The 26,456-nt window shown below is 71.3% G+C and carries 30 protein-coding genes and 1 pseudogene; 18 read left to right on the top strand and 13 right to left on the bottom strand.

What is annotated here, in order from left to right:
* Positions 1-24: 24 nt before the first annotated feature.
* Together LL239_RS00155 and LL239_RS00150 are read right to left on the bottom strand one after the other, a co-directional pair.
* Positions 25-1,014, bottom strand: a complete 990-nt coding sequence (locus LL239_RS00155) for a DNA-3-methyladenine glycosylase family protein (RefSeq protein WP_228161413.1) — start codon at positions 1,012-1,014, stop codon at positions 25-27.
* A 55-nt stretch (positions 1,015-1,069) separates the two neighbouring features.
* Positions 1,070-1,819 (bottom strand): winged helix-turn-helix domain-containing protein, encoded by a 750-nt coding sequence (locus LL239_RS00150; protein ID WP_228161412.1) that lies wholly within the window; start codon positions 1,817-1,819, stop codon positions 1,070-1,072.
* A gap of 432 nt (positions 1,820-2,251) precedes the next feature.
* Between LL239_RS00150 and LL239_RS00145 the strand changes: the two genes are divergently transcribed.
* From LL239_RS00145 to LL239_RS00115, 7 genes are all read left to right on the top strand, one after another.
* Positions 2,252-2,545, top strand: a complete 294-nt coding sequence (locus LL239_RS00145; protein WP_228161411.1) for a GNAT family N-acetyltransferase — start codon at positions 2,252-2,254, stop codon at positions 2,543-2,545.
* A 90-nt stretch (positions 2,546-2,635) separates the two neighbouring features.
* A complete protein-coding gene (locus tag LL239_RS00140; RefSeq protein ID WP_228161410.1) occupies positions 2,636-2,845 on the top strand; it encodes a hypothetical protein in 210 nt (69 codons plus the stop codon).
* 1 nt (position 2,846) lies between these two features.
* On the top strand, positions 2,847-3,164 hold the full coding sequence (locus LL239_RS00135; protein ID WP_228161409.1) for a hypothetical protein: 318 nt from the start codon (positions 2,847-2,849) through the stop codon (positions 3,162-3,164).
* Positions 3,165-3,242: 78 nt separating this feature from the next.
* Complete coding sequence (locus LL239_RS00130; RefSeq protein ID WP_228161408.1) at positions 3,243-4,397, top strand: exonuclease SbcCD subunit D; 1,155 nt, start codon at positions 3,243-3,245, stop codon at positions 4,395-4,397.
* Positions 4,394-7,465 (top strand): AAA family ATPase, encoded by a 3,072-nt coding sequence (locus LL239_RS00125; RefSeq protein ID WP_228161407.1) that lies wholly within the window; start codon positions 4,394-4,396, stop codon positions 7,463-7,465. The genes LL239_RS00130 and LL239_RS00125 overlap by 4 nt, the downstream gene beginning before the upstream one ends.
* 9 nt (positions 7,466-7,474) lie before the next feature.
* Positions 7,475-7,657, top strand: coding sequence for a hypothetical protein (locus LL239_RS00120; protein WP_228161406.1), 183 nt, complete (start codon positions 7,475-7,477; stop codon positions 7,655-7,657).
* Positions 7,658-7,764: 107 nt separating this feature from the next.
* Complete coding sequence (locus LL239_RS00115) at positions 7,765-9,252, top strand: MFS transporter (protein WP_228161405.1); 1,488 nt, start codon at positions 7,765-7,767, stop codon at positions 9,250-9,252.
* Positions 9,253-9,268: 16 nt separating this feature from the next.
* On the opposite strand, the gene LL239_RS00110 is transcribed toward LL239_RS00115, so the two are convergent.
* From LL239_RS00110 to LL239_RS00095, 4 genes are all read right to left on the bottom strand, one after another.
* Positions 9,269-9,826 (bottom strand): phosphorylase family protein, encoded by a 558-nt coding sequence (locus LL239_RS00110; protein ID WP_228161404.1) that lies wholly within the window; start codon positions 9,824-9,826, stop codon positions 9,269-9,271.
* A 58-nt stretch (positions 9,827-9,884) separates the two neighbouring features.
* The gene (locus LL239_RS00105) at positions 9,885-10,829 is read right to left on the bottom strand and encodes an aldo/keto reductase (RefSeq protein ID WP_228161403.1); all 945 of its coding nucleotides are present in this window, start codon (positions 10,827-10,829) and stop codon (positions 9,885-9,887) included.
* Positions 10,830-10,910: 81 nt separating this feature from the next.
* The gene (locus LL239_RS00100; protein WP_228161402.1) at positions 10,911-11,051 is read right to left on the bottom strand and encodes a hypothetical protein; all 141 of its coding nucleotides are present in this window, start codon (positions 11,049-11,051) and stop codon (positions 10,911-10,913) included.
* Positions 11,048-11,245, bottom strand: a complete 198-nt coding sequence (locus tag LL239_RS00095) for a hypothetical protein (RefSeq protein WP_228161401.1) — start codon at positions 11,243-11,245, stop codon at positions 11,048-11,050. Before LL239_RS00095 ends, LL239_RS00100 begins: the two co-directional genes overlap by 4 nt.
* A gap of 110 nt (positions 11,246-11,355) precedes the next feature.
* Here LL239_RS00095 and LL239_RS00090 point away from each other — a divergent pair, with 110 nt between their 5' ends.
* Positions 11,356-11,853 (top strand): DUF427 domain-containing protein, encoded by a 498-nt coding sequence (locus LL239_RS00090; RefSeq protein ID WP_228161400.1) that lies wholly within the window; start codon positions 11,356-11,358, stop codon positions 11,851-11,853.
* Between the two features lie 2 nt (positions 11,854-11,855).
* Here the strand turns inward: LL239_RS00090 and LL239_RS00085 are convergent, their stop codons facing one another.
* The gene (locus LL239_RS00085) at positions 11,856-13,916 is read right to left on the bottom strand and encodes an NAD(+) synthase (RefSeq protein WP_228161399.1); all 2,061 of its coding nucleotides are present in this window, start codon (positions 13,914-13,916) and stop codon (positions 11,856-11,858) included.
* Positions 13,917-14,028: 112 nt separating this feature from the next.
* Between LL239_RS00085 and LL239_RS00080 the strand changes: the two genes are divergently transcribed.
* Complete coding sequence (locus LL239_RS00080; RefSeq protein WP_228161398.1) at positions 14,029-17,565, top strand: TM0106 family RecB-like putative nuclease; 3,537 nt, start codon at positions 14,029-14,031, stop codon at positions 17,563-17,565.
* Between the two features lie 169 nt (positions 17,566-17,734).
* Here the strand turns inward: LL239_RS00080 and upp are convergent, their stop codons facing one another.
* Positions 17,735-18,367: a uracil phosphoribosyltransferase gene (gene upp, locus LL239_RS00075; protein ID WP_228161397.1), complete on the bottom strand. Its 633-nt coding sequence runs from the start codon at positions 18,365-18,367 to the stop codon at positions 17,735-17,737.
* Positions 18,368-18,452: 85 nt separating this feature from the next.
* Between upp and tadA the strand changes: the two genes are divergently transcribed.
* Entirely contained in the window at positions 18,453-18,887 is a 435-nt protein-coding gene (tadA, locus tag LL239_RS00070) for a tRNA adenosine(34) deaminase TadA (protein WP_228161874.1), read from the top strand.
* A 7-nt stretch (positions 18,888-18,894) separates the two neighbouring features.
* Here the strand turns inward: tadA and LL239_RS00065 are convergent, their stop codons facing one another.
* On the bottom strand, positions 18,895-19,824 hold the full coding sequence (locus LL239_RS00065) for an LLM class F420-dependent oxidoreductase (RefSeq protein WP_228161396.1): 930 nt from the start codon (positions 19,822-19,824) through the stop codon (positions 18,895-18,897).
* Positions 19,825-19,834: 10 nt separating this feature from the next.
* Positions 19,835-20,947 carry an alpha/beta hydrolase gene (locus LL239_RS00060; protein ID WP_228161395.1) on the bottom strand — a complete coding sequence of 371 codons (1,113 nt, stop codon included), beginning with the start codon at positions 20,945-20,947 and terminating at the stop codon, positions 19,835-19,837.
* Between the two features lie 99 nt (positions 20,948-21,046).
* Between LL239_RS00060 and proC the strand changes: the two genes are divergently transcribed.
* Together proC and LL239_RS00050 are read left to right on the top strand one after the other, a co-directional pair.
* A complete protein-coding gene (gene proC, locus LL239_RS00055) occupies positions 21,047-21,892 on the top strand; it encodes a pyrroline-5-carboxylate reductase (RefSeq protein WP_228161394.1) in 846 nt (281 codons plus the stop codon).
* Position 21,893: 1 nt separating this feature from the next.
* Complete coding sequence (locus LL239_RS00050; RefSeq protein WP_228161393.1) at positions 21,894-22,181, top strand: DUF1905 domain-containing protein; 288 nt, start codon at positions 21,894-21,896, stop codon at positions 22,179-22,181.
* Here LL239_RS00050 and LL239_RS00045 read toward each other — a convergent pair whose 3' ends face one another.
* Positions 22,182-22,853, bottom strand: coding sequence for a potassium channel family protein (locus LL239_RS00045; RefSeq protein WP_228161392.1), 672 nt, complete (start codon positions 22,851-22,853; stop codon positions 22,182-22,184).
* On the bottom strand, positions 22,846-24,288 hold the full coding sequence (locus tag LL239_RS00040; RefSeq protein WP_374197598.1) for a TrkH family potassium uptake protein: 1,443 nt from the start codon (positions 24,286-24,288) through the stop codon (positions 22,846-22,848). Before LL239_RS00040 ends, LL239_RS00045 begins: the two co-directional genes overlap by 8 nt.
* 67 nt (positions 24,289-24,355) lie before the next feature.
* Here LL239_RS00040 and LL239_RS00035 point away from each other — a divergent pair, with 67 nt between their 5' ends.
* From LL239_RS00035 to LL239_RS00010, 6 genes are all read left to right on the top strand, one after another.
* Complete coding sequence (locus LL239_RS00035) at positions 24,356-24,751, top strand: ArsR/SmtB family transcription factor (RefSeq protein ID WP_228161391.1); 396 nt, start codon at positions 24,356-24,358, stop codon at positions 24,749-24,751.
* Between the two features lie 105 nt (positions 24,752-24,856).
* Positions 24,857-25,048, top strand: coding sequence for a helix-turn-helix domain-containing protein (locus LL239_RS00030; RefSeq protein WP_228161390.1), 192 nt, complete (start codon positions 24,857-24,859; stop codon positions 25,046-25,048).
* A gap of 83 nt (positions 25,049-25,131) precedes the next feature.
* Positions 25,132-25,230, top strand: coding sequence for a 30S ribosomal protein bS22 (locus tag LL239_RS00025; RefSeq protein ID WP_003792170.1), 99 nt, complete (start codon positions 25,132-25,134; stop codon positions 25,228-25,230).
* A gap of 85 nt (positions 25,231-25,315) precedes the next feature.
* On the top strand, positions 25,316-25,609 hold the full coding sequence (locus LL239_RS00020) for a rhodanese-like domain-containing protein (protein ID WP_228161389.1): 294 nt from the start codon (positions 25,316-25,318) through the stop codon (positions 25,607-25,609).
* A gap of 30 nt (positions 25,610-25,639) precedes the next feature.
* On the top strand, positions 25,640-25,918 hold the full coding sequence (locus tag LL239_RS00015) for a glutaredoxin family protein (RefSeq protein WP_228161388.1): 279 nt from the start codon (positions 25,640-25,642) through the stop codon (positions 25,916-25,918).
* On the top strand, positions 25,915-26,217 hold the full coding sequence (locus LL239_RS00010; RefSeq protein ID WP_228161387.1) for a Dabb family protein: 303 nt from the start codon (positions 25,915-25,917) through the stop codon (positions 26,215-26,217). The genes LL239_RS00015 and LL239_RS00010 overlap by 4 nt, the downstream gene beginning before the upstream one ends.
* 9 nt (positions 26,218-26,226) lie before the next feature.
* Here the strand turns inward: LL239_RS00010 and LL239_RS00005 are convergent.
* Positions 26,227-26,456, bottom strand: a pseudogene (locus LL239_RS00005) (spermidine/putrescine ABC transporter ATP-binding protein); the annotation flags it as partial.

Here is a 26,456-nt window from a genome sequence, read left to right as displayed (position 1 = left end):
GAGAAGTCCGCCGGCCGGCGCCGGTCAGCGGTCGCGGTGGTCTTCGGGGTGGAGCCTCGGACCGCGCCGCGGCTCCAACGCCGCCCCCGCGTAGATGAGCCGGATGACGCGTTGGCGATGCCCGGCGAAGGGCTCGAGCAGTTCCAGCATGCCGTCGTCGTCGGTGCGATGACCGGTCAGGGCGTAGCCCACCTGATGCGCGAGGTGGTAGTCGCCGATGCTCACGGCATCCGGGTCTCCGAACGCGCGGATGCGCGTCTCGGCGCTCGTCCACACGCCGACTCCGCGCAGGCTGATCAACACACGGTCGCGTGCCTCGCCGTCCGGCGCCGCGGTCGCCGCGCGCTCGATCGACGGTCCCCTCCGCGCCGCTTCGACGATCGTGCGCGACTGCGGGGGCTCGAGTCCGGCCCGATGCCAGGCCCACGACGGCACGTGCCGCCAGCCCTCGACATCGGGCGGGGCGAACATCGGCTGCGGCGTGGGACCGGGGGCGCGTTCGCCGTACCAGGTGACGATGCTCCGCCAGGCCGAGAAGGCCTGCAGGCCCGTGACCTTCTGCTCCATGATCGCGCTCACCAGGGCGTCGAAGACGAGGTCGGTGCGTCCGATGCGCAGGTCGGGGTGCCGGCGGTGCCATTCGGCGACGGACGGATGCCGCGTCGCATCGAACCCGTCGGGGTCGTCGCGCGCGCCGCACAGGGAGGGCAGTTGGTCGAGGGCCCACTCCGCGCCCGCGCCCCACGCGGCGGCGCGGACGGTGCCGTCGGCGGTGCAGCGCAGCGCGAGCGTGGCGACGCCGACCGGCGTGCGGCTCACGCGCCACACGATGCCTCCGGTGCGCAGTGAGCCGATCGCGATGAACGTGGGATCGTTGCGGCCGTGCCGTTGGGCGGCGATCGTGCGATCGAGGTCTATGCGCTCCGACGGTCGGTACTCCGTCTGCACGGGGTCGGCGACGTGCGGTCGGACGTCGCGCGAAGCGGCGTGCGCGCGCACCCGGACCGATCCCATGCCGACACCCTACGTCGCCCCGCCGACATGACGATCGGCGAGGACCGAGCCGGGGTCAGAAGCGGTCGGGTGAAGGCGTGCCGTGCCCGTAGCGGATCGAGACATCGGCGTGGCGATCGAACCGGTAGCCGACGCCGCGTACCGTGCGGACGATGTCCTCGTAGATGCCGAGTTTGGCGCGCAGGCGCCGCACGTGCACGTCGATCGTGCGCTCGCCCGGAGCCTCGTCGTCGGTGGCGCCCTCCCACAGCGACGACACCAGCTCGGTGCGCTCGATGGTGCGGCCCTCACGGAGGACGAGGTACTGCAGGAGTTCGAACTCCTTGAACGTGAACGCGGCGGACTCGCCGTCGATGAGAACGCGCTTGCGCGAGATGTCGACGACGACGCCCCGGGCCGCGCGGTCCTCCTCGGCGGGCTCGGCTTTGGTGCGGGCGACGGCCGAGGGCTCGTGCAGAGCCAGTCGTACGACGTCGACGTCGCGACCACCGGCCCCGGCGGGGGCGAGGGCGACCGTCGCATACGTCTCGGCGGCCGGGGCGAGTTCGCCGAGCGTGCGGCGCAGCGCCTCGACGAGGGTGCCGAGGCTGACGCCGGCGGCCGCGGCCTTCGCCTCGTCGATGCCGACGTACAGGGCGAACCCGCGCGGCGACGTCCCGGCGGGAACGGCGGGTCGTGCGGACGGGACGGGGGTGGAGGGTGCGGTGGTCGCAGCCGCCGGAGCGGCGGATCGCGCCGCGGCGGGCCGCGGAGCGATGGCGGGGGCGGGGGTGACGGGGCGGTCGAGAACGGCGGAGGTCGACATGAGGGAGGTGTCCTTCAGTGGTGAACCCGAGCGTCGAGGGAGCGGGGTTCGACGGGAGGTGTGTGGCCGAGGGGCCGGAGCGCGGTGTCCGGGTGCGCGTGATCGACGCGAAAGGCGGACGACCGGGCGACGACGCCGGCGTTCAGAAGCGCGGGGTCGTCGGAGCGAGGGTCGCTGTTAGCGGCACATTCGACAACACATGACAACGCGGCCGGGCATCATCATGCCGGCAGTCCCGTTCGCCTCCCGGGCGGACAGAGAAAGCGCGTTGACAGTCATGCGGCTGATTATGACCCACCGTGTCGGACCGCGTCAAATCATGAAGCGTCGGCGACATGGCATCCTGCATCTTTTCCGACGATCTCTCGGGCTTTCACCGAGCACATTGCGTCCTCGGCGCCCACCGCGTCGGAGCGGCGTACCGTGATGTCCATGACCGACCTGCGTTTCGCCGACGACCGGGCCGCCTCGCGCTACACCTTGCACGACGGCGACGATCTCGTCTCCGTCCTCGACTATCGCGACGACGGCCGCACGATCGCCCTCACCCGGGCGTTCACGATCCCGACGTTCCGCGGACGCGGGTACGCCGCCGTGGTCGTCGAGAGGGCCGTGGATGCCATCGAACGAGCCGGCGACCGCGAGATCCTCCCCGTGTGCTGGTACGTGGGCGAGTGGTTCGAGGCCCACCCCGAACGGGCGAGCCTCCTGCACGCCCGCCGCTGAGCGGCCGGTACTCGCGGCCCCGAGACCCGTCAACCCCCGTCGCCGCACGTCGGCGGACGACGATGCTGGGACAGGTCGAAAGGGGATGCCATGACCGAGGAACGCGACCTGCCCGAGGGCGTCATCGATGCCAACCCTCCGGGAGGCTGGGAGAGCGGCGACGTGGCCGACGGCGAGACCACCGAACAGAACGCCCACGCGAAAGGCTCGCCGCGGTTGAACGACGCCGAGCCGTCGGACCCGATCGAGGGGGATGCCGCCAGCCAGGGCATCGACCCCGACATGAGCACGGAGGACTGACATGACCGACCACACCCGCAGCCCCGAACCGTCGGACGGCTCCGAGAGCGGGGCCTCGCCGGCGGACTCCGTCGGCGGCGCCGTCCACGACGACGGCAAGGTCTCGCGGTCCGGCGAGCAGTCGGCCCCCGCGATGGACACGCACCCCACCGACGATGAGGCGCGCATCGCCGGCGTCGTCGTCCAGACCCGCGCGGACGTGGGGGATGCCTCGGAGGAACGCATCGCCGATGTGTTGCGTCAGCGTTTCGCCGACGTCGGGCTCGAGCTCGGAGACGACCGGATCCGGGCGCTGGCGGCGGAGGTCGCGGGGGGCTGAGCCGCCGTCCGCGCCTCGTGCGGACGACCCGCGTGTCGGCTGAACGCCGATGTCGGAGGCCGGACGTACCGTGTCAGCATGCGGATCCTGCACACCTCTGACTGGCACATCGGACGTTCGTTCCACGGCCATTCCACGCTGGACGCGCTCTCGGACGTGCTGGATGTGGTCGTCGAGCAGGTACGCGTGCACGATGTCGACGTCGTCGTGGTCGCCGGCGACGTGTTCGACTCGGCGGCCCCGTCGGCGGCGTGCTATCCGCTTCTGACGCGTACTCTCGCCGCGCTCGCGGACGCGGGCGCGCGCGTCGTGGTGACCTCCGGCAACCACGACTCGGCGGCGCGGCTCGGTTTCCAGTCGGCTCTCCTGCGCGAGGAGATCGCCGTGGTGACCGACCCCCTCTCCGTCGGCACGCCGGTGACGATCGACGATGCCCACGGGCCCGTCCACTTCTACGGCATCCCCTACCTCGAGCCCGCCATCGTGCGGCACCTGTGGGAGGGGGTGGAGCTGCGTAGCCAGGCGCAGACGATCGCGCACGCCATGGACCTGGTGCGGAGCGACCTCACGACCCGCGGTGGCCGGTCCATCGTGGTCGCGCACTGCTTCGCAGCGGGCGTCGAGGCCACCCCGGGGGTCGAGCGGGAGATCCGTCAGGGCGGGCTCGACAACGTGCCCCTTCCGGTGTTCGAGGGCCCCGACTATGTCGCTCTCGGCCACATCCACGGGCGCCAGCAGCTCTCCGAGCGGGTGCGCTACGCGGGAGCGCCTTTGCACTACAGCTTCGGCGAGGCGGGCAAGCCGCGCGGGTCGTGGCTGGTCGAGCTGGATGCCACGGGGCTCGCGTCGGTCCAGTGGCTCGACCTCCCCGTGCCGCGTCCCCTGGTCACACTGCGGGCGCCCTTCGACGACCTTCTCGGCGATCCGGCCCTCGACGCTTTCGTCGACCAGTGGGTGCGAGCGGAGTACACCGACACCACCGCGCAGATCGACCCCATGCGACGACTGCAGACCCGCTTCCCGTGGTGCGCCACGGTCGCGCACATCCCGTCCGAGTCGCGGAAGGACGACGGACTCGGCTATGCCCGCCGGGTGCGCGCGGCCCGCGACGAGAGCGAGGTCATCGACGCCTTCCTGACCCACGTGCGCGAGGGCGAGGGCGCCTCGGCCGCGGAGCGCGACATCATCCGTGAGGTGCTCGACGCGCGCGCCGTGGCGGAGGCGCGGTCATGAAGCTGCACCGCCTCGAGCTCGAGGGCTTCGGTCCGTTCCTCGAGCGGCAGGTCGTGGACTTCGACGCGTTCGCCGACGACGGGATCTTCCTCATCGCGGGACGAACCGGTGCGGGCAAGTCGAGTGTGCTCGACGGCGTCTGCTACGGGCTGTACGGCGGTGTCCCCCGGTACGACGGTGCCGAGCGCCGCCTGCGCAGCGACCACTGCGGCCTCGACGACCCCACGAGCGTGACCGTGGAGTTCAGCGCCGAGGGCCGGCGGTGGCGGGTGACGCGTTCGCCCGAGTACGAGCGCCCCAAGCGCAGCGGTACCGGTACGACCAAGGAACCGCACCGGGCGAGCCTCGAGGTGCTCGAGCCCGAGGGGTGGACGGGGGTGGCGGCGCGGCCGGTCGACGTGGCCGCCCGGCTCGATGAGATCCTCGGGCTCACGCAGCAGCAGTTCCTTCAGGTCATCCTCCTGGCGCAGAACCGGTTCGCCCGGTTCCTCCTCGCCAAGAACGACGAGCGACAGACGCTGCTGCGCACCCTGTTCGGCACGCGATCGTACGAGCAGTACGCGGCCGATCTCGACGAACGACGCAAGCGCGCGCTCGAGGATCTGGCCGCCGAGGGCAACGAGGTCTCCACGCTGCTCGACGAGGCCGACCGCATGATCGCCGCCTTCGACGCGGCGCAGGGGGCCGAGTCGGAGGCGGAATCGACTCCGGACGCGGACCCGGGCGATGCCGCAGCCGAGCACCCCCGCGCGGGTACGGAACCGGTGAGGACGATTCCGGAGCGGCTGGCGAGCGTCGTCCGCGCCGTCGAACGGATGGAGTATCGCGTCGAGGCCGCCGCCCACGCTCGCGAGGCGGCGAAGGGCTTGCTCGATGCCGCACTCGTGGCGGAACGCGAGGCGACGACCGTGCACGAGCGCCAGGTCGAGCGACGTACCGCGCGCGAAGCGCTCGCCGCACTCGAGTCCGAGACCGAGCGGATCTCCGCCCTTCGTGCGGAAGCCGACGCGGCGGCGGCGGCCGAGGCGCTCCGCGCGTCGGTGGATGCCGCCGATCGTGCGCGCGATGGGCTCGTTCCCGCCCGAGCGGCGTGGACCGCCGCGGTCTCGGCTGCGGAACATCTCGGCGAGACCGGCCTCGACGACGCCGCCGCCCTGGCCGCGCGAGACGACGAACTCACTGCGGTGCTCGCCCACGTCGACGAGGCTCTCGCCCGGGAAGACGATCTGGCCGCGGTCGAGGCCGAGGTCCTCGGGCGACGAGCGGATGTGGAGCGTGCCGAGACGCGGGCCCGCGCGGTCGCGTCGCGACGCGCGGAGGCGCCGGCTGTGCGCGACTCTCTCGACGACCGTCTCGGTGCGCTCGCCGACGCCACCACCCGCCGCGACGTCGCGGTGTCGGAGCGGGCGGAGATCTCCCGGCGGATCGAGGCGGCTCTGGACGCCGAACGGCTGGCCGAGGAGCGCGACAAGGCCGATCTGTCGGCGCTCGTGCGCGCCGATGAGCTGAAGTTGGCGGTCGACGCCTGGAGCGGGCTGCTGCGCCGCCGGTTGGCGGGAGCCGCGGGCGAACTCGCCCACGCCCTGGTCGAAGGAGAGCCGTGCGCCGTCTGCGGATCGCGCGAGCACCCCGCGCCGGCCGTCGGCACCGACGACCCGGTCACCGATGCCGAGGTCTCGGCGGCCGAAGACCGCAAGAACGCCGCAGCCGAACGCGACCGTCTCGCCTCCGATGCGTCGCGCGTCGCCCGCGACGCCCACACCCTCGCCGCGGCGCGAGCCGGCGGCGAGCCGGTGAGCGCGCTCCGGGAGCGACGAGACCGCATCGACGAGGCTCTCGCACAGGCCGAGGCCGACGTCATCGAACATGATCGGCTCGCGCGGGAACGTACGGCGCTGCTCGAACGCGAGAAGGCGGACGCCGAAGAGGGCGAGCGTCTGGCCCGCGAACTCGCCGACGCCCGTCAGCTCCTCGCGTTGCGCCTCCAGAGCGCCGAGTCCCTGCGCGCCGAGCTCGCCGAGGCTCGCGGTGAGTTCCCGACGGTCCGCGACCGGCGCCGCGATCTGCGCGCGAGACGCGATGCGGTACGGGCGGTGAGTGCGGCCCGATCCGAGCTCGACACGCGCGTACGCGCCGCCGCCGACGCGCGCGCGGCGCTCGACGAGCTGCTCGCCGAGAGCGTGTTCGCCGAAGAGGACGAGGTGCGCGCGGCGCTGCGCAGCCGGGCGGAACGCCGCCGCCTGGAGTCGACGATCGCCGAGCACGACGCCGAGCTCGCCGCCACGCGTCGGCGCCTGCTCGACCTCGAACTCCTCCTCGTCGGTTCGCCCGACGACCCGATCGATCTCGCTCCGTCGGTTGCCGCGGTTCGCGACGCCCGCGCCGCCGTCGAGGCCGCCGCAGCCGCCCATGCGGCGATGTCGGCGGCCGCGGTGCGCGTGCGGGATCTCGCCGAACGCGCGGACGCCGGCAGCGCGGCCGTCGCCCGGCTGTCCGATGCGCACGCCGTCGTGGCGCGACTGGCGGACACGGTGGCCGGTCGCGCGCCCAACACGCGTCGCATGGCGCTCGAGACCTTCGTGCTCGCTGCCGAGCTCGAAGAGATCGTGGATGCCGCCAACCTGCGCCTCGACCACATGTCCGCGGGCCGTTACCGCCTGCAGCACACGGATGCGCTGGCGGCGCGGGGGGCCGCAAGCGGGCTCGGGCTGGAGGTCATGGACGCCTTCACCGGCCAATGCCGTCCACCGCAGTCGTTGTCCGGCGGAGAGACGTTCCTGGCCTCGCTCGCCCTGGCGCTCGGACTCGCCGAGGTGGTCACGGCGCGGGCGGGTGGCATCCGGCTCGACACGCTCTTCATCGATGAGGGGTTCGGTTCGCTCGACGACGAAACCCTGGACCTCGCGATGCGCACGCTGGACGAGCTCCGGCAGGGCGGGCGGACCGTGGGCGTCATCAGCCATGTCGGGTCCATGAAGGATCAACTGCCGGCACAGGTGCGCGTGACCGCCACCCCGCGAGGCCCGAGCATCATCCGTCAGGACACGGCGGTCGGGGCCCTCGCCTAGGCTGGGATCATGCGCAAGAGCACCCTGTGGACCGTTCTGGGGGTCATCGCGGCGATCGTGATCGCGTGGATCCTCGTGAACGTCCTGTTCTCGCTCGTGGCGTTCGTCTTCCGGCTGGTGGTCGTCGCGGTCGTCGCCGTCATCGTGTTCATCGTCCTCCGCGCGGTGTTCGCGCGGCGCGACGTCGACTGACGGCGCGAACGCGGGCTCCCGCGCGGGGCGCGTCGCCGCGGCGACCGGTCGCGCCCGGGCGCAAGCCCCGGCCGCGCCGCGGTTCCGCGGGGGTACCGTGAGGGTCGATGCCTGAAGAACGCACGTCCCCCCACCCACCCACGCGTGACATCGAGCTTTCGCCGCGGCACCGCTGGCGCGCCTACTGGATCGCCGTCTCCGTGGCGGCGCTGACGATCCTCGACCTCACCAAGGTCAACGTCGCCCTGCCGTCGATCGAGACGGCGCTGAACGCAGGGCCCACCGAGCTGCAGCTCGTGGTGTCGGGGTACATCCTCACGTTCGGCCTCGTCCTGGTGCCCGCCGGTCGTCTGGGCGACCTGCGCTCGCGCCGCGTGCTGTTCCTCGTGGGGCTGTCGCTGTTCCTCGTGACGAGCCTCGCGTGCGCCCTGGCACCCACCACCACCGTGCTGCTGACGGCCCGCCTGCTGCAGGGCGTCGCGGCGGGCATTCAGATGCCCCAGGTCCTCGGTCTGGTGCAGCAGCTGTTCCAGGGGAAGGAACGCGGTCGAGCGTTCGGTCTGTTCGGCGCGACGATCGGCATCGCCACCGCCCTCGGGCCGACCCTCGGCGGGCTGCTCATCGCGCTCGGCGGACCCACCGACGGCTGGCGACTGATCTTCTGGATCAACATCCCCCTCGTCGCGATCGTCATCGCGCTCGCGGCGTGGCTGCTGCCGAGCACACGGACGAAGTCGCACCGGGCCCTCGACCTCGATCCGGTGGGCGTCGTGCTGTTCGGCCTGACGATCGTGGCGTTGATGTGGCCGTTCCTGTTCACGACCGGTTCGCCCGACGACGATCCGCGCCGATGGTGGCTCCTGGTGGTCTCCGTCGTCTTCGCCGCGGCGTTCGTCTTCTGGGAGCGCCGTTATGCCGATCGCGGGCGGATGCCGCTCATCCCGTCCTCGATCTTCTCCCTCGGGTCCTACCGCAACGGGGTGCTGATCTCGACGGCCTACTTCGCCGCGGTTCCGGCGATGTTCCTCCTGGGCACCCTGTTCCTCCAGGGCGGTCTCGGGCTGGAGCCGGTGTTCGCGGGCATGGTGACGATCGGATTCGCGGTGGCATCGGCGTGCAGTTCCTGGATCGGCGGCAACCTCGTCACGCGGCTCGGACGCCCCCTCGTGGTCGGCGGCATCCTCGGGATGATCGCCACCGCCGGCGCGTTGGCTGTCGTCGCGCTGATGACCCCCGCGGAATGGACCCCGTGGGCGATGGCGGCGGTGATGGTCGCGGGCGGCTTCGCCGGCGGCCTGGTCATCTCACCGAACCAGACGCTCACCCTCGCCGACATCCCCGTCTCCCGCGGCGGCGTGGCCGGATCGGTGGGACAGCTGGGGCAGCGGATCGGCACCGCGGTCGGCACGGCGATCGCGCTGGCGCTGTTCTATGCGACGGTCTATCGCGAGCAGGGTGACCGCGACCCGCTCGTGGTGTATCACGACGCCTATGCCATGGGCATGATCGCGGTCGGCGTCTTCCTGGGGCTGGCGCTCATCGTCGGGGTCGCCGACCTGGCGGGCCGCGCCCGCAACGGCTCTCAGACGCCCTGACGACGCGGCACCCGATTCACACCCCGTAGAGCTCGCGGAACTTCGCCCGCAGTTCGTGGCTGCATCGTTCCACGACGTCATCCCACAGCTCGGTCGCCCCGTCCTGTGCGCGGTCCGAGACCGCGCGCAGGATCCGGATCGGCACGTCGAACTGCTGGGCCACCCAGGCCAGGGCGTAGGACTCCATGTCGACCATCCGGGCGTCGAGGTCGCGGATGAGGACCACGGCCTCGGCGTCGTCGACGAAGTGATCGCCGGTGGCGATGACCACGCCCTCCGGGGCGATGTCGACGCGCGCCGGAAGCCACACGTGCTGGCCGAACGTGCCGTCCAGTCCCTTCACGTCGTGCTGGACGGTGGCGGAGATGTCGTAGATGCCGCCCTCGAGCTCGGGGTCGATCGCGCCGGCGGTGCCCACGACGACGACCTCGTCGTACGTGCCCGTGCACAGGGCGCGTGTGAGGGCGTATGCGGCCGGGATCTTGCCGACGCCGGTCAACAACCGGTCGAACCCGGGGATGTCGGGCTCGAAGGCGACGAATTCGGACGCATGGGCGGCGACGAGGAGCTTCACCCGACCATTCTCGCCGACGCGGGGAGCGACCCGCGCGCGGCGAGAACGGCGCCGCGGGTCACACCCCGGCTTCGGCCGAAACGGCGCCGAGCCGCGCCAGTTCGTCTGCCGACAGATCGAGCGACATGCTCGAGATGAGGTCTGCGACCTGCTCGGGACGCGAGGCGCTCGCGATCGGCGCGGCCACCGTCGGCTGCGCGCGCAGCCAGGCCAGGGCGGTCGCGGCGATCGACGCGTCGTGGGCGCGGCCGATCTCCTCGAGGACGTCGATCACGGCGAGTCCGGCGGGAGTGGCGAGCTTGGCGGCGCCGCTGGCGCGGGGCGAGTCGCCCGCGGCATCCGTAGAGCGGTACTTGCCCGTGAGGAATCCGCTGGCCAGCGCGTAGTAGGGGACGAGCGAGAGGCCGAACTGCTCGGCGACGGGCACGATCTCGGTCTCGACCTGCGTGCGGTGCATGAGGTTGTAGTGCGGCTGGATGGCGACGGGCAGATCGGCGCCCGCGGCCTGCGCGAGCGAGATCCACTCGCGGATGCGGTCGGCGCTGTAGTTCGACACGGCGACGTAGCGGACGAGTCCGTCGGACACGAGATCGGCGAAAGCCCCCACCGTCTCTTCGAGCGGGGTGTCGGCGTCGTCGAAGTGCGCGTAGTACAGGTCGATCGCGTCCACGCCGAGGCGGCCCAGGGAGGCCTCGGCGGCGGCTCGCACGTTCGCGGCGGACAGACCGCGGAAGTCCGGGTGGGTGCTGACCTTGGTCGCCACGACCACGTTGTCGGGCTTGCGGCTCGCGAGCCACTCGCCGATGATCGTCTCGCTCTCGCCGCCCGAGTTCCCGGGTGCCCACGCGCTGTAGCCGTCGGCGGTGTCGATGAAGTCGCCCCCACCGGCGCGGAAGGCATCGAGCACGGCGAACGAGGTGTCGCGGTCGGCCGTCCAGCCGAAGACGTTGCCGCCCAGGGAGAGGGGACGGATGTCGAGGTCGCTGCGTCCGATGCGCGTCATGATGCCCTTTCGGTCGATGATCGGTGTCTTCGGGACAACGATGCCGACCGTCGCGAATTCCCGTGCCCGGTCGGCTCCCGGTCAGTTCCCGGACAGGATGCCGACGAGGCCACTGCCCAGCAGCCACAGGCCGACCGCCGACACCGCGACCCAGATGACCACCGTGCCGGGAGGGTACTTGCGGGGCTTCTCGCCCTGTCCACCGTCGTCGGGAGCGGTCACGAGCGCACCATCATCACGATCGACACGATGATCACGGCAAGGCCCCCGATTCCGGCGATGGCGGCGATCACGGGACCGCCGCCCGCGAGGAGCGCGGCGATGCCGAGCCCCAGGAACAACACGCCGAGCACGATCCCGCCCACCTGGTAGACGCGGTACCGCCGACTGACTCCGGTGCCGTGTTCGCCGCTCACTCGTGCCCCTCCTGCCCCCAGGGTATCGAACCCCCGTGCGCATCTGCGCCACGCTTCGGTCACGACAGGCCGACGACCCGGTGCGTTCCCGCGCGGCGTACCGTGGATCCATGGCTCGACCCGTACCCGATCCCGTCCGTCCCGGCCAGGAGTCCGTGTGGGATTACCCCCGCCCGCCGCGGGTGGAACGCGTCGCCGCGCGCGTGCAGATCGACTTCGGCGGCATCCGGATCGTCGACACGGACGACGTCGTGCGCGTGCTCGAGACGAGCCATCCGCCGGTGTACTACCTGCCGATCGCGGCGTTCGGTGACGCACTGACGCTCGGCGAGGGTGCGTCGTTCTGCGAGTTCAAGGGCCGCGCCCGGTATTTCGACGTCCATGGGGGAGCGGGCGCGGTCGCGGAGCGCGCCGGGTGGAACTACCCCGATCCGATGCCCGGCTACGAGGTGCTCTCCGACCGTGTCGCGGTCTACGCCGCGCCGATGGACCGGTGCCTCGTCGCGGGCGAGACGGTGCGGCCGCAGCCCGGCGGGTTCTACGGCGGCTGGGTGACGGACGACGTCGCGGGCCCGTTCAAGGGCGTCCCCGGCTCGACGGGCTGGTGAGCTCAGTCGCCGTCGAACGCCTGCGGGACGGCGGCGTGCAGGTCGGCCAGCCACGCGCGGGCGTTGCCGTCCGACGGCGCGCGCCAATCGCCGCGCGGTGACAGCGACCCCGCGGGGGAGACCTTCGGTCCGTTGGGGATGGCGCTGCGCTTGAACTGTGCGAAGCCGAAGAAGCGCTGGAGGAAGACCTCCATCCACCGGGCGACGGTGACGAGGTCGTACGACGGCCGCTCGCCCTCGGGGTAGCCGGGCGGCCAGGCCCCGGCATCCGGATCCTCCCATGCCTTGGCGGCGAGGAACGCGATCTTCGACGGCCGGAAGCCGAACCGGAGCACGTGGTAGAGCGTGAAGTCGTGCAGGTTGTACGGGCCGATGCGGTCCTCCGTGGACTGCATCCTGCCGTCCTGCCCGGCCGGCACGAGCTCGGGGCTGATCTCCGTGTCGAGCACGGCCTGCAGCACTTCGACCGTCGCCGCGCTGAGTTCGCCCGCCGAGATGACCCAGCGGATCACGTGCTGGATGAGGGTCTTGGGCACCCCGGGGTTGACCGAGTAGTGGCTCATCTGATCGCCCACCCCGTAGGTCGACCAGCCCAGGGCGATCTCGGACAGGTCGCCCGTGCCGATCACGATCCCGTTCTTCTGGTTCGCCAGGCGGAAAAGGTAGTCGGTGCGCAGACCCGCCTGGACGTTCTCGAACGTCACATCGTGAACCGGCTCGCCCGATGCGAACGGATGACCCATCCGCGAGAGCATCTCGGATGCCGCCGGCCGGATGTCGATCTCCTCGATCGTGGCCCCCACGGCCTCGGCGAGGGCGATCGCGTTGCGCTTGGTCTTCTCGCCGGTCGCGAACCCGGGCAGGGTGTACGCGAGGATGTCGCTGCGCGGGCGGCCCATGCGATCCATCGCTCGGGCGATCACGAGCAGGGCATGGGTGGAATCTAGCCCCCCGCTCACGCCGATCACGGGGCGCGGACCGCCGATGGCCTCGAGCCGCTGCACGAGCCCCGAGACCTGGATGTTGAACGCTTCGTAGCAGTCCTGCGCCAGGCGCGCCGGGTCGTCCGGCACGAACGGGAACCGGTCGAGCGAGCGCCGCAGTCCCAGGTCGACGGCGGGCGGGTCGAGCTCGAACGACACGGTGCGGAACGTCGCCCCGGCGGTGCGCCGATTGTCGTCGAACGTGCCCTGACGCAGTCGGTCCTGTCGGAGGCGGTCGAGATCGACATCGGCGACGCTGCGGCGCGGACCGTCGGGGAAGCGCTCGGTCGTGGCCAGCAGCTGCCCGCCCTCGTAGATCATCGTCTGGCCGTCCCACGACACGTCGTTGGTGGACTCGCCCTGACCCGCGGCGGCGTAGGCGTACGCGGCGAGGCAGCGCATCGACTGCGACTGCGACAGCAAGTTCCGGTCGTCGGCGCGACCGATCGTGATCGGGCTGCCCGACAGGTTGGCCAGGACCGTGGCGCCGGCCAGCGCAGCGGTCGAGGAGGGCGGGACCGGCACCCACACGTCTTCGCAGACCTCCGCGTGCACGGTCAGGCCGGGCACGTCGACCGCGTCGAAGAGCAGATCGGGTCCGAACGGAACCGTCTCACCCGCCACGGAGATGTGCTGCCCCACCTGGTCGTCACCGCGCGCGTACCACCGGTGCTCGTAGAACTCGCGGTACGTCGGCAGGTAGGACTTCGGCGCGACGCCGAGGATGCGTCCGCGGTGCACGACGACCGCGCAGTTGTAGAGGCGGTTGCGGTGGCGCAGCGGCGCCCCCACGAGCAGGACAGGCAGGAGGTCGGCGGATGCCGCGACGATCCGCGCCAGAGCGTGCTCGACGGCATCCAGGAGCGGGTCCTGCATGACGAGGTCGTCGATCGCGTAGCCCGACAGGCAGAGCTCGGGGAACACCGCGACCGCGACGCCGTCCGCGTGGCACTCCCGCGCCGACGCGAGCACCGCGTCGGCATTGGCGGCCGGGTCGGCCACGGCGACGGGGATCGTGCACGCGGCAACGCGCGCGAAGCCGTGCCGGTAGACGTTCTCGAACGGCAGCTCGGTGATCACCGGTCCAGTCTGTCAGGTGAGTCCGACACCGCGGCAGACGGCGAGCGCACAGTCGCGGACCCTGTGGACGCGCGACCGGCAATGTCGGCGGCCCCGGTTAGCGTTGACCATCATGCGGTACATCGAGCAAGAGGCCCGGATCGTCTGGAGCGCCAGCGATCTCAAAGCGGCAGCCGAGTGCGAGTTCGCGTGGCTCCGGGCGATCGACGCGAAGATCGGCCGCATCGAAGCCGTTCCCGACCCCGAGGATGCCACGCTCGAGCGCGCCGCGGCGCTCGGAACGGCGCACGAGCTGCGCGTGCTCGACGACTACCGCCGACGCTTCGGGGCCGCCGTGCGCGAGATCCCCGCGGCGCGGTCCTCCGACGCCGACGCCCTCGCCGAGGCCGTGCGTCTCACGGGCGAGGCCCTCGCCGACCCGTCGGTAGAGGTCGTCTACCAGGCCGCGTTCTCGACCGACGAGTTCGTCGGCTTCGCGGACTTCCTCGTCCGCGAGCCCGACGGCGGCAGCGGTGGCGGGCGGCCGTGGATCGTACAGGACACCAAGCTCGCCCGCCGCGCTCGCGTCACCGCGCTCATGCAGCTGGCCGCGTACGTCGACCAGCTCGACCGGCTCGGCGTCCCCCGTTCCGACGAGGTGCAACTGCTCCTCGGTGACGGCGCGACGAGCACCCACCGCGTGGACGACCTCCTGCCGGTGTTCGCGCTGCGCCGCGCGCGCTTGCGCGCTCTCATCGCCGACCGCGGGGTCGAGCTCGGTGCCGCGGGTGCCGTGGTGCCGTGGGGCGATCCCCGCGGCGAACTCGCGGTCGTGGCCTGCGGTCGCTGCCCGACGTGCGAGATCGAGGTCGTGGCGCACCGCGACCTGCTCCTGGTCGCCGGAATGCGGCCGGTGCAGCGCGACCGACTGCGTGCCGCGGGCATCGACACGATCGACGCGCTGGCCGCGGCCCCGGCCGCACCGGATGCCATGAGCGGCGACACCTTCGTCTCCCTGCGCACGCAGGCCCGGCTGCAGCTCCAGAGCCCCGCGGGCGACGGGGCGGCAGGCGAACACGTGGTCCCGACCTACGAGGTCGTCGCCCCCAAGGCCCTGGGCGTGCTCCCTCGGCCCGACCACGGCGACCTCTTCTTCGACTTCGAGGGCGACCCGCTGTACACCGAGGGCGACCGTGAGCACTGGGGCATCGACTACCTGTTCGGATGGGTGGACACCCGGGAACGTTATGGGGCCTTGTGGGCGCACACGTTCGACGAGGAACGGGCCGCACTGGAGCGATTCCTCGACATGGTGGCCGTGCGTCGCGAGCAGTTCCCGGACATGCACATCTACCACTACGCGCCGTACGAGCCCACGCACCTGCTCACCATGGCGGCGCGCTACGGCGTCCGCGAGGGCGACGTCGACCGGCTGCTGCGCGACGGCGTCTTCGTCGACCTCTACCCCGTCGTCCGACGCGCCCTGCGCGTGGGATCGCGGTCCTACTCGATCAAGAAGCTCGAGCCGCTGTACATGGGCGACGAGGTACGCACGAGCGACGTCCAGCGCGGCGACGACTCCATCGTGAAGTACGTGGAGGCGCGGGCGCTCGCCGCAGACGGCCGGGACGAGGCCGCTCAGCGGGTCCTCGACGACCTCGCCGACTACAACCGATACGACTGCGTCTCCACGCGGCGCCTGCGCGACTGGCTCGTCGAACGCGCCCGCGAGGGGGGCGCGATGCCCGCGCGGGGCGCCGAGCCCGACGAGCAGGCGTACGCGCCGTCACCACGGGCGACGGCGCTGCAGCGCTGGGCGGCCGACGCGACCGAACCGGACGCGACGGCGCTGCGCCTCGCGGCCGCCGCGATCGACTACTACCCCCGCGAAGAGAAGACGTACTGGGCCACCCACTTCCTCCGTCTTCGCGAGCCGGTGTCGATCTGGGAGGACACGCGCGACGTCGTCGTCGTGGATGCCGCCCGCTCGCGCGTCGTGACCGACTGGCACATCTCCGAGTCGGGTCGTGGCGCCGAGCGGCGCCTGGTCGAGATCCGCGGCGAGGTCGCTCCCGGCAGCCGGCTCACCGCCGACGCCGAGCCGTTCGCGGTGTACGACCTGCCGGCCCCCTTTCCGCTCGAGGCCCGTCTGCGCTGGATCCACGGGGCTCGCCGGGTCACCGTGCGCGAGGTGCTCGATGACGGTGCCGTCATCGAGGAGGTCGCCGTCGACGGGGTGACGTGGGACACCCTTCCGCTCGCGCTCACTCCGCCCGCCCCGCCGCGCGCGGGCAATCAGCAGAAGGCGATCGACGCGTGGGCGGATGCCGTGCTCGCGGCGGCGCCGACGCTGCCCGACGGAGCAGCCGCGGACATCCTGTGCCGACGGCCCCCACGCACCGTTTCGGGAGTGCTGTCACCGGTCACCGCGATCGACGGCACCTCCGGAGACGACGAGATCGCGGCGATCGCCCGTACCGTGGCCGACCTCGACCGCAGCTACCTGGCGGTGCAGGGCCCGCCGGGAACGGGCAAGACGTACGTCGGCTCGCATGTCATCGCACGACTCGTCGCCGAGCGCGGGTACCGCGTCGGGGTGGTCGCGCAGTCGCACGCGACCGTCGAGCACATGCTCGACCGCGTGATCGCCGCCGGCGTCCCGGCCTCACGCGTCGGGAAGGCGCCGAAAGACCCCGGTGCGACCCACGAGTTCACCGTGTTGCCCAAGAACGGCGTGCCCGCTTTCGCCGCAGAGAACGCCGCCCACGGTTTCGTCGTCGGGGGGACGGCCTGGGACTTCAGCCACGAGGGGCGCGTCCCACGCGGCAGCCTGGATCTGCTCGTGATCGACGAGGCGGGGCAGTTCTCGCTCGCCTCGACGATCGCGGTCTCGCTGGCCTCGTCTCGGCTCCTGCTGCTCGGCGACCCGCAGCAGCTGCCCCAGGTGAGTCAGGGCACTCACCCCGAGCCGGTGGACACCTCGGCACTCGGCTGGGTGATCGACGGGGCCGAGGTCGTCCCGCCCGAGTTCGGGTACTTCCTCGCGCGGACACGACGTATGCACCCCGCCGTCGCGGGCCCGGTGTCGCGGTTGTCGTACGAGGGCCGCCTGGCGGCCCACCCTTCCACGGCTCTGCGCACGCTCGCGGGTGTCGAGCCGGGACTCCACCCCGTCCCGGTCCGTCACCGCGGCAACGCGACGTGCTCACCGGAAGAGGCGGAGGCCGTCGTCGGGCTCGTCGCCGATCTCGTGGGGCGGCAGTGGACCGGTGCCGACGGCGGCGTCGGCGACAGGGCGGTCGTCCACCCGCCGCGCGCGTTGCGCGCCGACGACGTCATCGTGATCACGCCGTACAACGCCCAGCAGGTCGCGGTCGAGGAGGCGCTCGCGGCGGCCGGGTACCCCGAGGTCCCGGTGGGCACCGTGGACCGGTTCCAGGGCAAGGAAGCCGTCGTTGCGATCCTCACGCTCGCCGCGTCGTCCGGCCGGGACGCGCCGCGGGGGCTCGAGTTCCTCCTCTTGCGCAACCGCGTCAACGTCGCGATCTCGCGGGCCATGCAGGCGGCATACGTCGTCTACTCGCCCTCGCTCCTGGACGATCTTCCACGTACGCCCGAGGGGGTCGCTCGTCTCAGCGGTTTCGCGCGGCTGGTCGGCGCCGGGGGCTGACCCTCTCGGTGCGTCGTGCGGCGGCTTCCCGGCACCGCGCCCTGCGCTCGTCCGAGTCACGCGAGCTCCGCGGCGCCGGGCCGGCGCTCACCCGCGTCGCGCCAGTTCCCCGGCGCCGCGCGCCCTGCGCCACCCGCCACCCCCGTGGCGCGAGCTCGCGGGCGTCGCGTCAGGCGGTGCCGTAGAGGCGGTCGCCCGCGTCGCCGAGTCCGGGCACGATGTAGCCCTTCTCGTTCAGTCGCTCGTCGAGGGCACCGAGCACGAGCGTCACGTCGTGGCCCTCGACCTGCTTCTCGATCGCGGCGACACCCTCCGGCGCGCCCAGCAGGCAGATCGCCGTGACGTCCTGCGCACCGCGGTCGAAGAGGAACTTGATCGCCGCGCCGAGCGAACCGCCGGTGGCGAGCATCGGGTCCAGCACGAAGCACTGGCGGTCGCTGAGGTCGTCGGGCAGGCGCTCGGCGTACGTGGAGGGCTGGAGGGTCTCCTCGTCGCGCACCATGCCGAGGAACCCCACTTCGGCGGTGGGCAGGAGCTTGACCATTCCCTCGAGCATGCCCAGACCCGCGCGCAGAATCGGGACCACGATGGGGCGCGGTTCGCTGATCTTGACGCCCTGCGTGGTCGTGACCGGGGTCTGGATCTCGATCGGGTCGACGCGCACGTTCCGGGTGGCCTCGTAGGCGAGCAGCGTCACGAGCTCCTCGGTGAGCTGGCGGAACACCGGCGACGGCGTCTGCCGGTCGCGCAGCACCGTGAGCTTGTGGGTGATGAGGGGGTGGTCGGCGACGTGGACACGCATAGGCTCAAGGCTAGCCGCTCGACCCCGGCCCTCCACCCTCGTCTTTCGGAGCACCGTGACCCCCGCCCCCGCCGACCTCGCCGCGATGCGGCGCGCGCTCGCGCTCGCCCGCACCGCGTCGGATCACGACGACGTTCCCGTGGGGGCCGTCGTGCTCGATGCTGAGGGGCGCATCGTCGGTGAAGGACGCAATCTCCGCGAGCTCACGAACGACCCCACCGCGCACGCCGAGGTCGCGGCTCTCCGCGAGGCCGCGGCACGCCTGGGCACGTGGCACCTCGACGGGTGCACGCTCGTGGTGACGCTCGAGCCCTGCGTCATGTGCGCGGGAGCGGTGCTGCAGGCTCGCGTGCCGCGCGTGGTCTTCGGATCGTGGGATGCCAAAGCGGGGGCCGCGGGTTCCCTCTACGACGTGCTCCGTGACCGGCGCCTGCCCCACCGCGTCGAGGTGGTGGGCGGGGTCGCCGAGGACGAGGCCTCCGCCCTGCTGCGGGGGTTCTTCGAACGCCGACGGGACTGAGCGCGGCTCAGCGGGGCAGCAGCGGCAGCAGGTCGGTGCCGATCTCGTCGGCGTGGTCGACGTCGCGGAGATCGAGGAGCTGGAAGTACACGCGGCCGGCGCCCAGGGCACGCAGGCGCTCCACCTTCGCCGCGATCTCGTCGGGACGCCCGATGAGGTTGGCGCCGTTGTCGAACTGCTCGCGTGTCTGTCCGATGGCCGCGAGGCGGCGCTCGATCGCGCTGTCGTCGGCGCCGACGATCGTCGGCAGCGCCACCGAGAGCTTCAGCGTCGCGGGGTCGCGCTCGAACTGCTCGCACGCGGCGCGCACCCCGGCGAACTTCTCCGCGACGATCTCCTCGGCGACGAAGCCGATGTTGAACTCGGTCGCGAAGCGGGCCGCGAGGGCCGGCGTGCGCCGCGGACCGCCGCCGCCGACGATCACCGGGAGGGGAGATTGCACGGGCTTGGGCAGGGCCGGGGCGGCATCCAGGCGGTAGTGCGCGCCCTCGAACGAGAAGGTCTCGCTGATCGGGGTGGACCACAGGCCCGTCACGATCGCGAGCTGCTCCTCCAGCAGATCGAAGCGGCGCGCGGGGAAGGGGATGCCGTAGGCGGCATGTTCCGCCGCGAACCAGCCGGTTCCCAGGCCCAGCTCGACCCGCCCGCCGGACATGGCATCCACCTGGGCCACCTGGATGGCGAGGATGCCGGGCACGCGGAAGGTCACCGAGGAGACGAGCGTCCCGAGGCGGATGCGCGACGTCTCCCGCGCAAGGCCGGCGAGCGTCGTCCAGGCGTCGGTCGGGCCGGGGAGGGGATCACCGTCGCCCGAGCGCAGATAGTGATCGGAGCGGAAGAAGCCGTCCAGACCGTGTGTTTCGGCCGAGCGCGCGAAGGCGAGCTGGTCGTCGTACGAGAACCCCTGCTGGGGCTCGGTGAACAGGCAGTACTCCACGCGGTCTCCCTCAGTCGGCCGAACGCAGGATGATCGTCTCGGTCGGCGGCGCCGGGTCGGCGGGGCGACCGACGTATCCGATCTGCGTCAGCAGCGCCTGGCGGAACTGCGCCGGCCGCTCCAGGTGCGGCGCGTGCCCCGCACCCTCGACGGCGATCTCGGTGACCTCGCCGCCGGCGGCGGCGTAGGCGTCCAGCACGTCGCGGGTCTGCGACACCATGGGCTGTGCCGGCGCTTCCTCCTCGCCCGGCCAACCCGGCACGATGCCCAGGGCACCGAGGTGGTTCAGGTCGTAGAACGAGGCATCCGAGACGATCGCGTCGGCCGTGCCGTGGATCCACAGGATGGGGGGCTTGCGGGCGAGGTCGACGATGCCCGAGACGTCGAAGTACTTCGGCGCCATCGTGTTGAGGACGCCGATGGTCCCCGCGGCGAAGCCGGGCCAGTTCGGCGACGTCACCGAGTCGCCGGGGTAGTTGCCCCCGGCTGTGGAGGTCGTGAGCATCGACTCGACCCAGACGTCCTCGTGATCGCTCGTGTACCCGGCCGCGACGTACCCGGAGCGGAACACCGATCGGGGGGACGTGGGGGCGTCGGCGGTGGTGTCGTGATCGATGAGACGCTGCACGAAGTCCGGGTTCGCCGCGCCGGCGCCGGTGCCGGCGTCGTCGTCGGTCAGCCGCGACCCGTCGCGACGGGTTCCGCCGAATCCATAGGGCGAGACGGGGGCCTGCAGCGTGAGCGAGAGGACGGGGTGATCCAGCGCGTACTGCAGGATGACGCCGCCGCCCATCGACCAGCCCACCAGGTGCGCGGTCGGGATGCCGAGGGCTTCGAGCGTCGCGTGCAGGTCGTCGCTGAAATCGCGGACGCCGCGGGTGGCGTCGATGGGGGCGTGCTCGGTTCCGCCGAAGCCGCGCAGGTCGACGGCGAGGACCCGCAGATCGCTCGGCAGATCTTGCATGATCTCCTGCCAGAACAGCGAGGAAGAGACGTTGCCGTGGACGAAGACCACGGTCTGCTCGGGGACGGTGGCGGGGTCGTCGGCCGCGCGCTCGAGAACGTTGACGCTCAGCCGACCGGTCTCGACCAGGCGCGAGGTGATGCCGTCGAAGAGAGTCATGGGGTCCTCCGTGTCACTCGCGTCCGCTCCGGTACGGGCGCGCTCCGACTCTAACGCGCGCCCCTATCCGACGCACTCAGGCTTCGTAGACTTGCGTGCATGACGGATGCCGTTTCCTCCCTGCCCCCGCTCGCGTTCCTCGGCGCCGGTTCCATGGGAGGGGCGATCCTGCGGGGACTGGTCTCGGCGGGCTTGACCGGCGGGGGCGTGGTCGCGACCAACCGCACGGTCGCCAAGGCGGCCGAACTCGCCGAGTTGGAGGGTGTGACCAGCGTCGCCCTCGAGACCGCCCCCGACGGCAACGTCGCCGCCGCGGCATCCGCCGACGTGATCCTCATCGGCGTGAAGCCGGGCATGGTGCCCGACCTGCTCGACGAGATCGCGCCGCACCTGCGTCCGGGTGCCGTCGTGGTGAGCCTCGCGGCCGGAGTGACCCTCGAGACGTTCGCACGGCACCTCGGCGAGGGTGTCGCGACGCTCCGATCGATGCCGAACACCCCGTCGCTCGTCGGCAAGGGTGTCACCGGTCTCGCCGCCGGCGCCGCGGCGTCCGCCGACGACGTCGCGCTCGTGCGCGCGCTGTTCGAGACGGTCGGACACGTCGTGGAGGTGCCGGAATCGCAGATCGACGCCCTCTCGACGATCTCCGGCTCCGGCCCGGCCTACGTCTTCCTCCTCATCGAGGAATTCACGAAAGCCGCGGTGCGCATGGGCTTCGACGACGACGCCGCGCGCCTGCTGGCCGAGCAGACCTTCATCGGCGCGACGGCACTCCTGGCATCCGCCGACGTCGGTCCGGCCGAACTGCGTCGCCGCGTCACGAGCCCGAAGGGCACGACCGAGCGCGCGATCGCGGTGCTCCAGGGCGCGGATCTGGACGACACGTTCACGAGGGCCGCCGAGGCCGCCCTCGCCCGCGCGAAGGAACTCGCCGCGGGGGCCTGACATGCTGCTGCGGTTCGACGGGGAGATCTGGCACTGGCGCGGACCCGCGCCGTACCACTTCGTCACCGTGCCGCCCGCCGAGGCCGCCCAGATCGCCGAGGTCGCGCCGATGGTCACCTACGGCTGGGGGATGATCCCCGCCGCCGTCACCATCGGGGCCACGCGCGTGACCACCGCGCTCTGGCCGAAGGACGGCGCCTACGTCGTTCCGATCAAGAAGGCGCTGCAGGATGCCGAGCAGCTCGGCGTCGACGACGTCGTCACCGTCGTGCTCGAGATCGACGCCTGATCAGCGATCCAGGGCGGCGAACCGCTCGATGTCGCCGTTGGTTCCCGACACGATGATGAGGTCGTGGTTGGTGACGACCGTGTTCGCCTCGGCGTAGCGGAACGGACGGCCCGGGCTCTTCACGCCGACGACCGTCACGTTGTACTTCGTGCGGACGCCCGACTCGTTCAGGCCCACGCCGCGGACGAGCTTGGGCGGGTACATCTTGGCCAGCACGAAGTCGTCGTCGAATCGGATGAAGTCCAGCATGCGGCCGCTGACGAGGTGCGCGACGCGCTCGCCGGCCTCGGCCTCGGGGTAGATGACGTGGTTCGCGCCGACGCGGGCGAGGATCTTGCCGTGCGACTGCGACACCGCCTTCGCCCAGATCTGCGGCACTTTCAGGTCGACGAGGTTCGCGGTGATCAGGACGGATGCCTCGATGAGCGACCCCACCGCCACGACGGCGACCTGGAAGTCCTGAGCGCCGATCTGCCGCAGGGCGTCGATGTTGCGGGCGTCGGCCTGGACGGCGTGCGTCACGCGCTCCGACCACTTCTGTACGAGGTCGAGGTTGCCGTCGACGGCGAGCACTTCGCGGTCGAGACGGTCCAGCTCCCCGGCGCACGCCGCGCCGAAGCGCCCGAGGCCGATGACCAGGACGGGCGCGTCGCTGCGGATCCGTTCAACCAACGATGGGCCTTTCGACGGGCAGCGCGTACAGCTGCGAACGGGAGGACGCCGCGACGGCCGCGGCGAGTGTCACAGTACCAATCCGTCCCATGAACATCGTGAGAGCGAGGACGTAGACCGCGGGATCGGGGAGTTCGGCGGTGAGGCCGGTCGAGAGGCCCACCGTGGCGAACCCGGAGATGACGTCGAACAGGACGTACTCGATCGGGGCATCGGTGATGCGGCTGATCGTCACGGTGGACAGCGCCACGATCGTCGCGCCCCAGGCCACGACGGACAGGGCCACCCGCTGCACGTCGCTCGGGATGCGTCGGCCGAACGCCTGCACCGACGGGCGTCCCTTGGCCTCGGACCACACGGCGAGGGCGAGGACGGCCAGGGTCGTGACCTTGATGCCGCCGGCGGTGGATGCCGAGCCCCCGCCGACGAACATGAGCATCGAGCCCACGACGAGCGTCGCGCCGTTCAGATCACCGATCTCGATCACCGAGAATCCGCCCGATCGGGTCATGGCGGAGAGGAACAAGGCCTGGAAGGTGGTGTCCCACGCGTCCATGCTCCCGAACGTCAGCGGGTTGTCGTATTCCAGCAGCAGAATGACGCCGGCGCCGGCGAAGAAGAGGACGACGGTCGTGATGATCGTCAGCTTCGCGTGCAGCGACCACAGCCGGAACCGCCACCAGTGCCGCCACAGCGTGAAGATCACGGGGAAGCCGATCGACCCCAGGAAGACGCCGATCATGAGCACGGTGAGGAGGAAGTAGTCCCGCGCGAAGGGCGTCAGACCTTCTGCGTTCGGCACGAAGCCGGTGTTGGTGAACGCCATCGCGGCGTAGTAGGGCGCCTCCCACAGCGCCACGACGGGGTCGATGCCGCCGACGATGAGCGAGGGGTAGATCAGGACGGTCAAGCCCGCCTCGATGACCAGCGTGGACAAGGCGACGGTGCGCAGCAGCTGGCCCACCTCGCCCAGCCGGATGGTCTGCCCCTCGTTGACCGGGCCACCGTGCACGCGGAGAGGGTTGCTGTCCCCGGCCGCGATGAGCTTCGCGCGCAGGCCCAGGCGCTTGGAGATCACGAGGCCGAGGATCGACGCCAGCGTGAGAACGCCGAGTGCTCCGACGTTCACGCCCAGGTAGGTGATGACGTGACCGAGCGGCGACCAGTGGCTGTACATGTTCACCGTCGACAGGCCCGTGACGCAGATGGTCGACACGGCCGTGAACAGCGCGTCCGCCAGCGGGGTGCGCTGTCCGTCGGCAGCAGCGGCGGGCAGCGAGAACAGCGCCGTGAAGAGCAGGATCAGGATGACGAACACCAGCACCGCGAAGCGCGCGGGGGATGCCGTCGTCGAATCCCGCAGTCCGTCCCATGCCCGGAACGCAATGCGCCGTACGCGCACCGACATACGCACACCCTCGGGCGTCGCCGCCATGCGTGACTCCCTTCGCAGCCGGACCCGGATCATGGTACTCGGGCGAGCTCGCGGCTAACCTAATGCCATGGCGGACATCTTCGACGTGATCGCTGACGGCACGCGTCGCGACATCCTTCAGTTGCTGCTCGACCGCGCCACGGGCGGGGAGCGGGGCACGAGCGTCTCGCAGATCGTGCATGCGCTGGGGGTGAGCCAGCCCACCGTCTCGAAGCACCTCAAGGTGCTGCGCGAGGCCGAATTGGTCTCGGTTCGCGAGGAAGGCCAGCATCGCTACTACAGCCTGGCCGTCGCTCCTCTCGACGAGGTCGACGACTGGCTGGTGCCGTTCTTCTCGATCGACGTCGAGAACGAGCCGGCGCTCCCGGAATCCGCCGTGCACGCCGCCGAGGTGGTCGGTCGGGCGGCCGCATCGGTGAAGCATTCGGTCGCTTCGGCCTTCCGCAAGCTGCCGGGGCGCTGAATCCCGTACGTCACAGAAGCCCCATAGGTTTACAGCCGTCGCGGCCAGACCCTAGAGTGTGTCCCACATCAGAGGGTGAAGGTCACCCGCGGCGGAGGGTGATCGATGGCTGAGCTGCCCGACGTGCGTTTCCTGACGGTCGCCGAGGTCGCAGACCTCATGCGGGTCTCGAAGATGACGGTCTACCGGCTCGTGCATGCGGGTGAACTCCCCGCGGTCCGGTTCGGTCGGAGCTATCGCGTGCCCGAATCCGCCGTCGCAGACGCCGTGCAGCGTCCGGTCTCCGACGTCGGCTAGACTGGTCCGAGGCCTTTTTCCAACGCCTGCCCGTTCCCGGGAGCCGACATCGGCACCCAGACCCCGACTTAGTGAGGTTTTCCGTGGGTTCTGTCATCAAGAAGCGCCGTAAGCGCATGGCGAAGAAGAAGCACCGCAAGCTGCTTCGCAAGACTCGTCACCAGCGTCGCAACAAGAAGTAAGCGACCACCACACCGAGCGCCTGTCACCCGACGGGCGCTTCGTGTATGCGGCATCCGATCATCGACGTCCTTTCGAGGAGCACACATGCAGTCCATCTCGGTCCACGACCTGCGCGCCGGGCGCGACCGCCCGTTGATCGACGTGCGAGAGGTCGATGAGTTCGCCGCGGGGCACGTCCCCGGTGCGGTGAACCTGCCGATGTCGACGCTCGGCGAGAACCTGCACATGCTCCCCGAGGGGGCGTTCGACGTCATCTGCCAGGCGGGCGGTCGCTCCGCGCGGGTCGTGGAGGCCCTGACGGCGCGGGGCCACGACGCCACGAACGTCGACGGCGGCACCGGCGAGTGGATCGCCTCGGGGTACGACGTCGAGTCCTGACCCCGGTCGCGCCCTCCTAGGATGGGTGGAGTGACGACCCTCACGCTCATCGGCAAACCCGACTGCCACCTCTGCGACGTCGCGGAGCAGATCGTCGAGACCGTCGTCGCCGATCTCCCCGGAGACATCGCCGACCGCGTGGTCCTGGAGCAGGCGTCGATCGCCGAGGATCCCGCGCTGTTCGAGCGGTGGTGGGAAAAGATCCCGGTCGTCCTCATCGACGGTGAACTGCACGCGCACTGGCGCGTGTCCGCCGATCGTCTGCGCGCCGCTCTCCTCGCGGCCGACCCAGAAGGAGCCCCCGCGTGAGCATCCGTCACATCGTCCTATGGAAGCTCGCGGCGGACGACGCCGACACGCGTGCCCTGCACGCGGAGCAGATCGCCCAGCGCCTGCTGTCGCTTCGCGGCGAGATCGCCGAGATCGAGCACCTCGAGGTGGGGCGCAACGTCGCGTACCCGCAGACGAACTGGGACGTGGCCCTCGTCAGCGAGTTCGCCGATGTCGAGGCTCTCGAGCGGTATCAGGTGCACCCCGCACACCAGGAGGTCGCGGCGTTCGTCCGCTCCGTCGTGGCCGAACGCGCGAGCGTCGATTTCCCGGGCTGACTCCGTCCGTCAGCTGAGCGGCCGGGTGGCCACCGGCACCTGTGCGAGCGCGATCCGTACGCGCGCGTGATCGTCCAGCCGCGCGTCGGCGGCGTGGTCCACGTGGACGAGACTCCCGTCGCGCGGGCGCACGAGCGGCCGGCGCACGTGGGCGAGGAACGGGCGGGCCGCGACCCCGGCGGCCAGGCCGGGGGCGGCGGGTGACACCACCACGACCTTCTCCCGAAGCCCCACACCCA

The sequence above is a fragment of the Microbacterium testaceum genome, assembly GCF_020781835.1.
GTDB classification, from domain to species: Bacteria; Actinomycetota; Actinomycetes; order Actinomycetales; family Microbacteriaceae; genus Microbacterium; species Microbacterium testaceum_H.
Note: the sequence above shows the minus strand (reverse complement) of the source record. Positions and strands in the feature narration are given on the sequence as shown.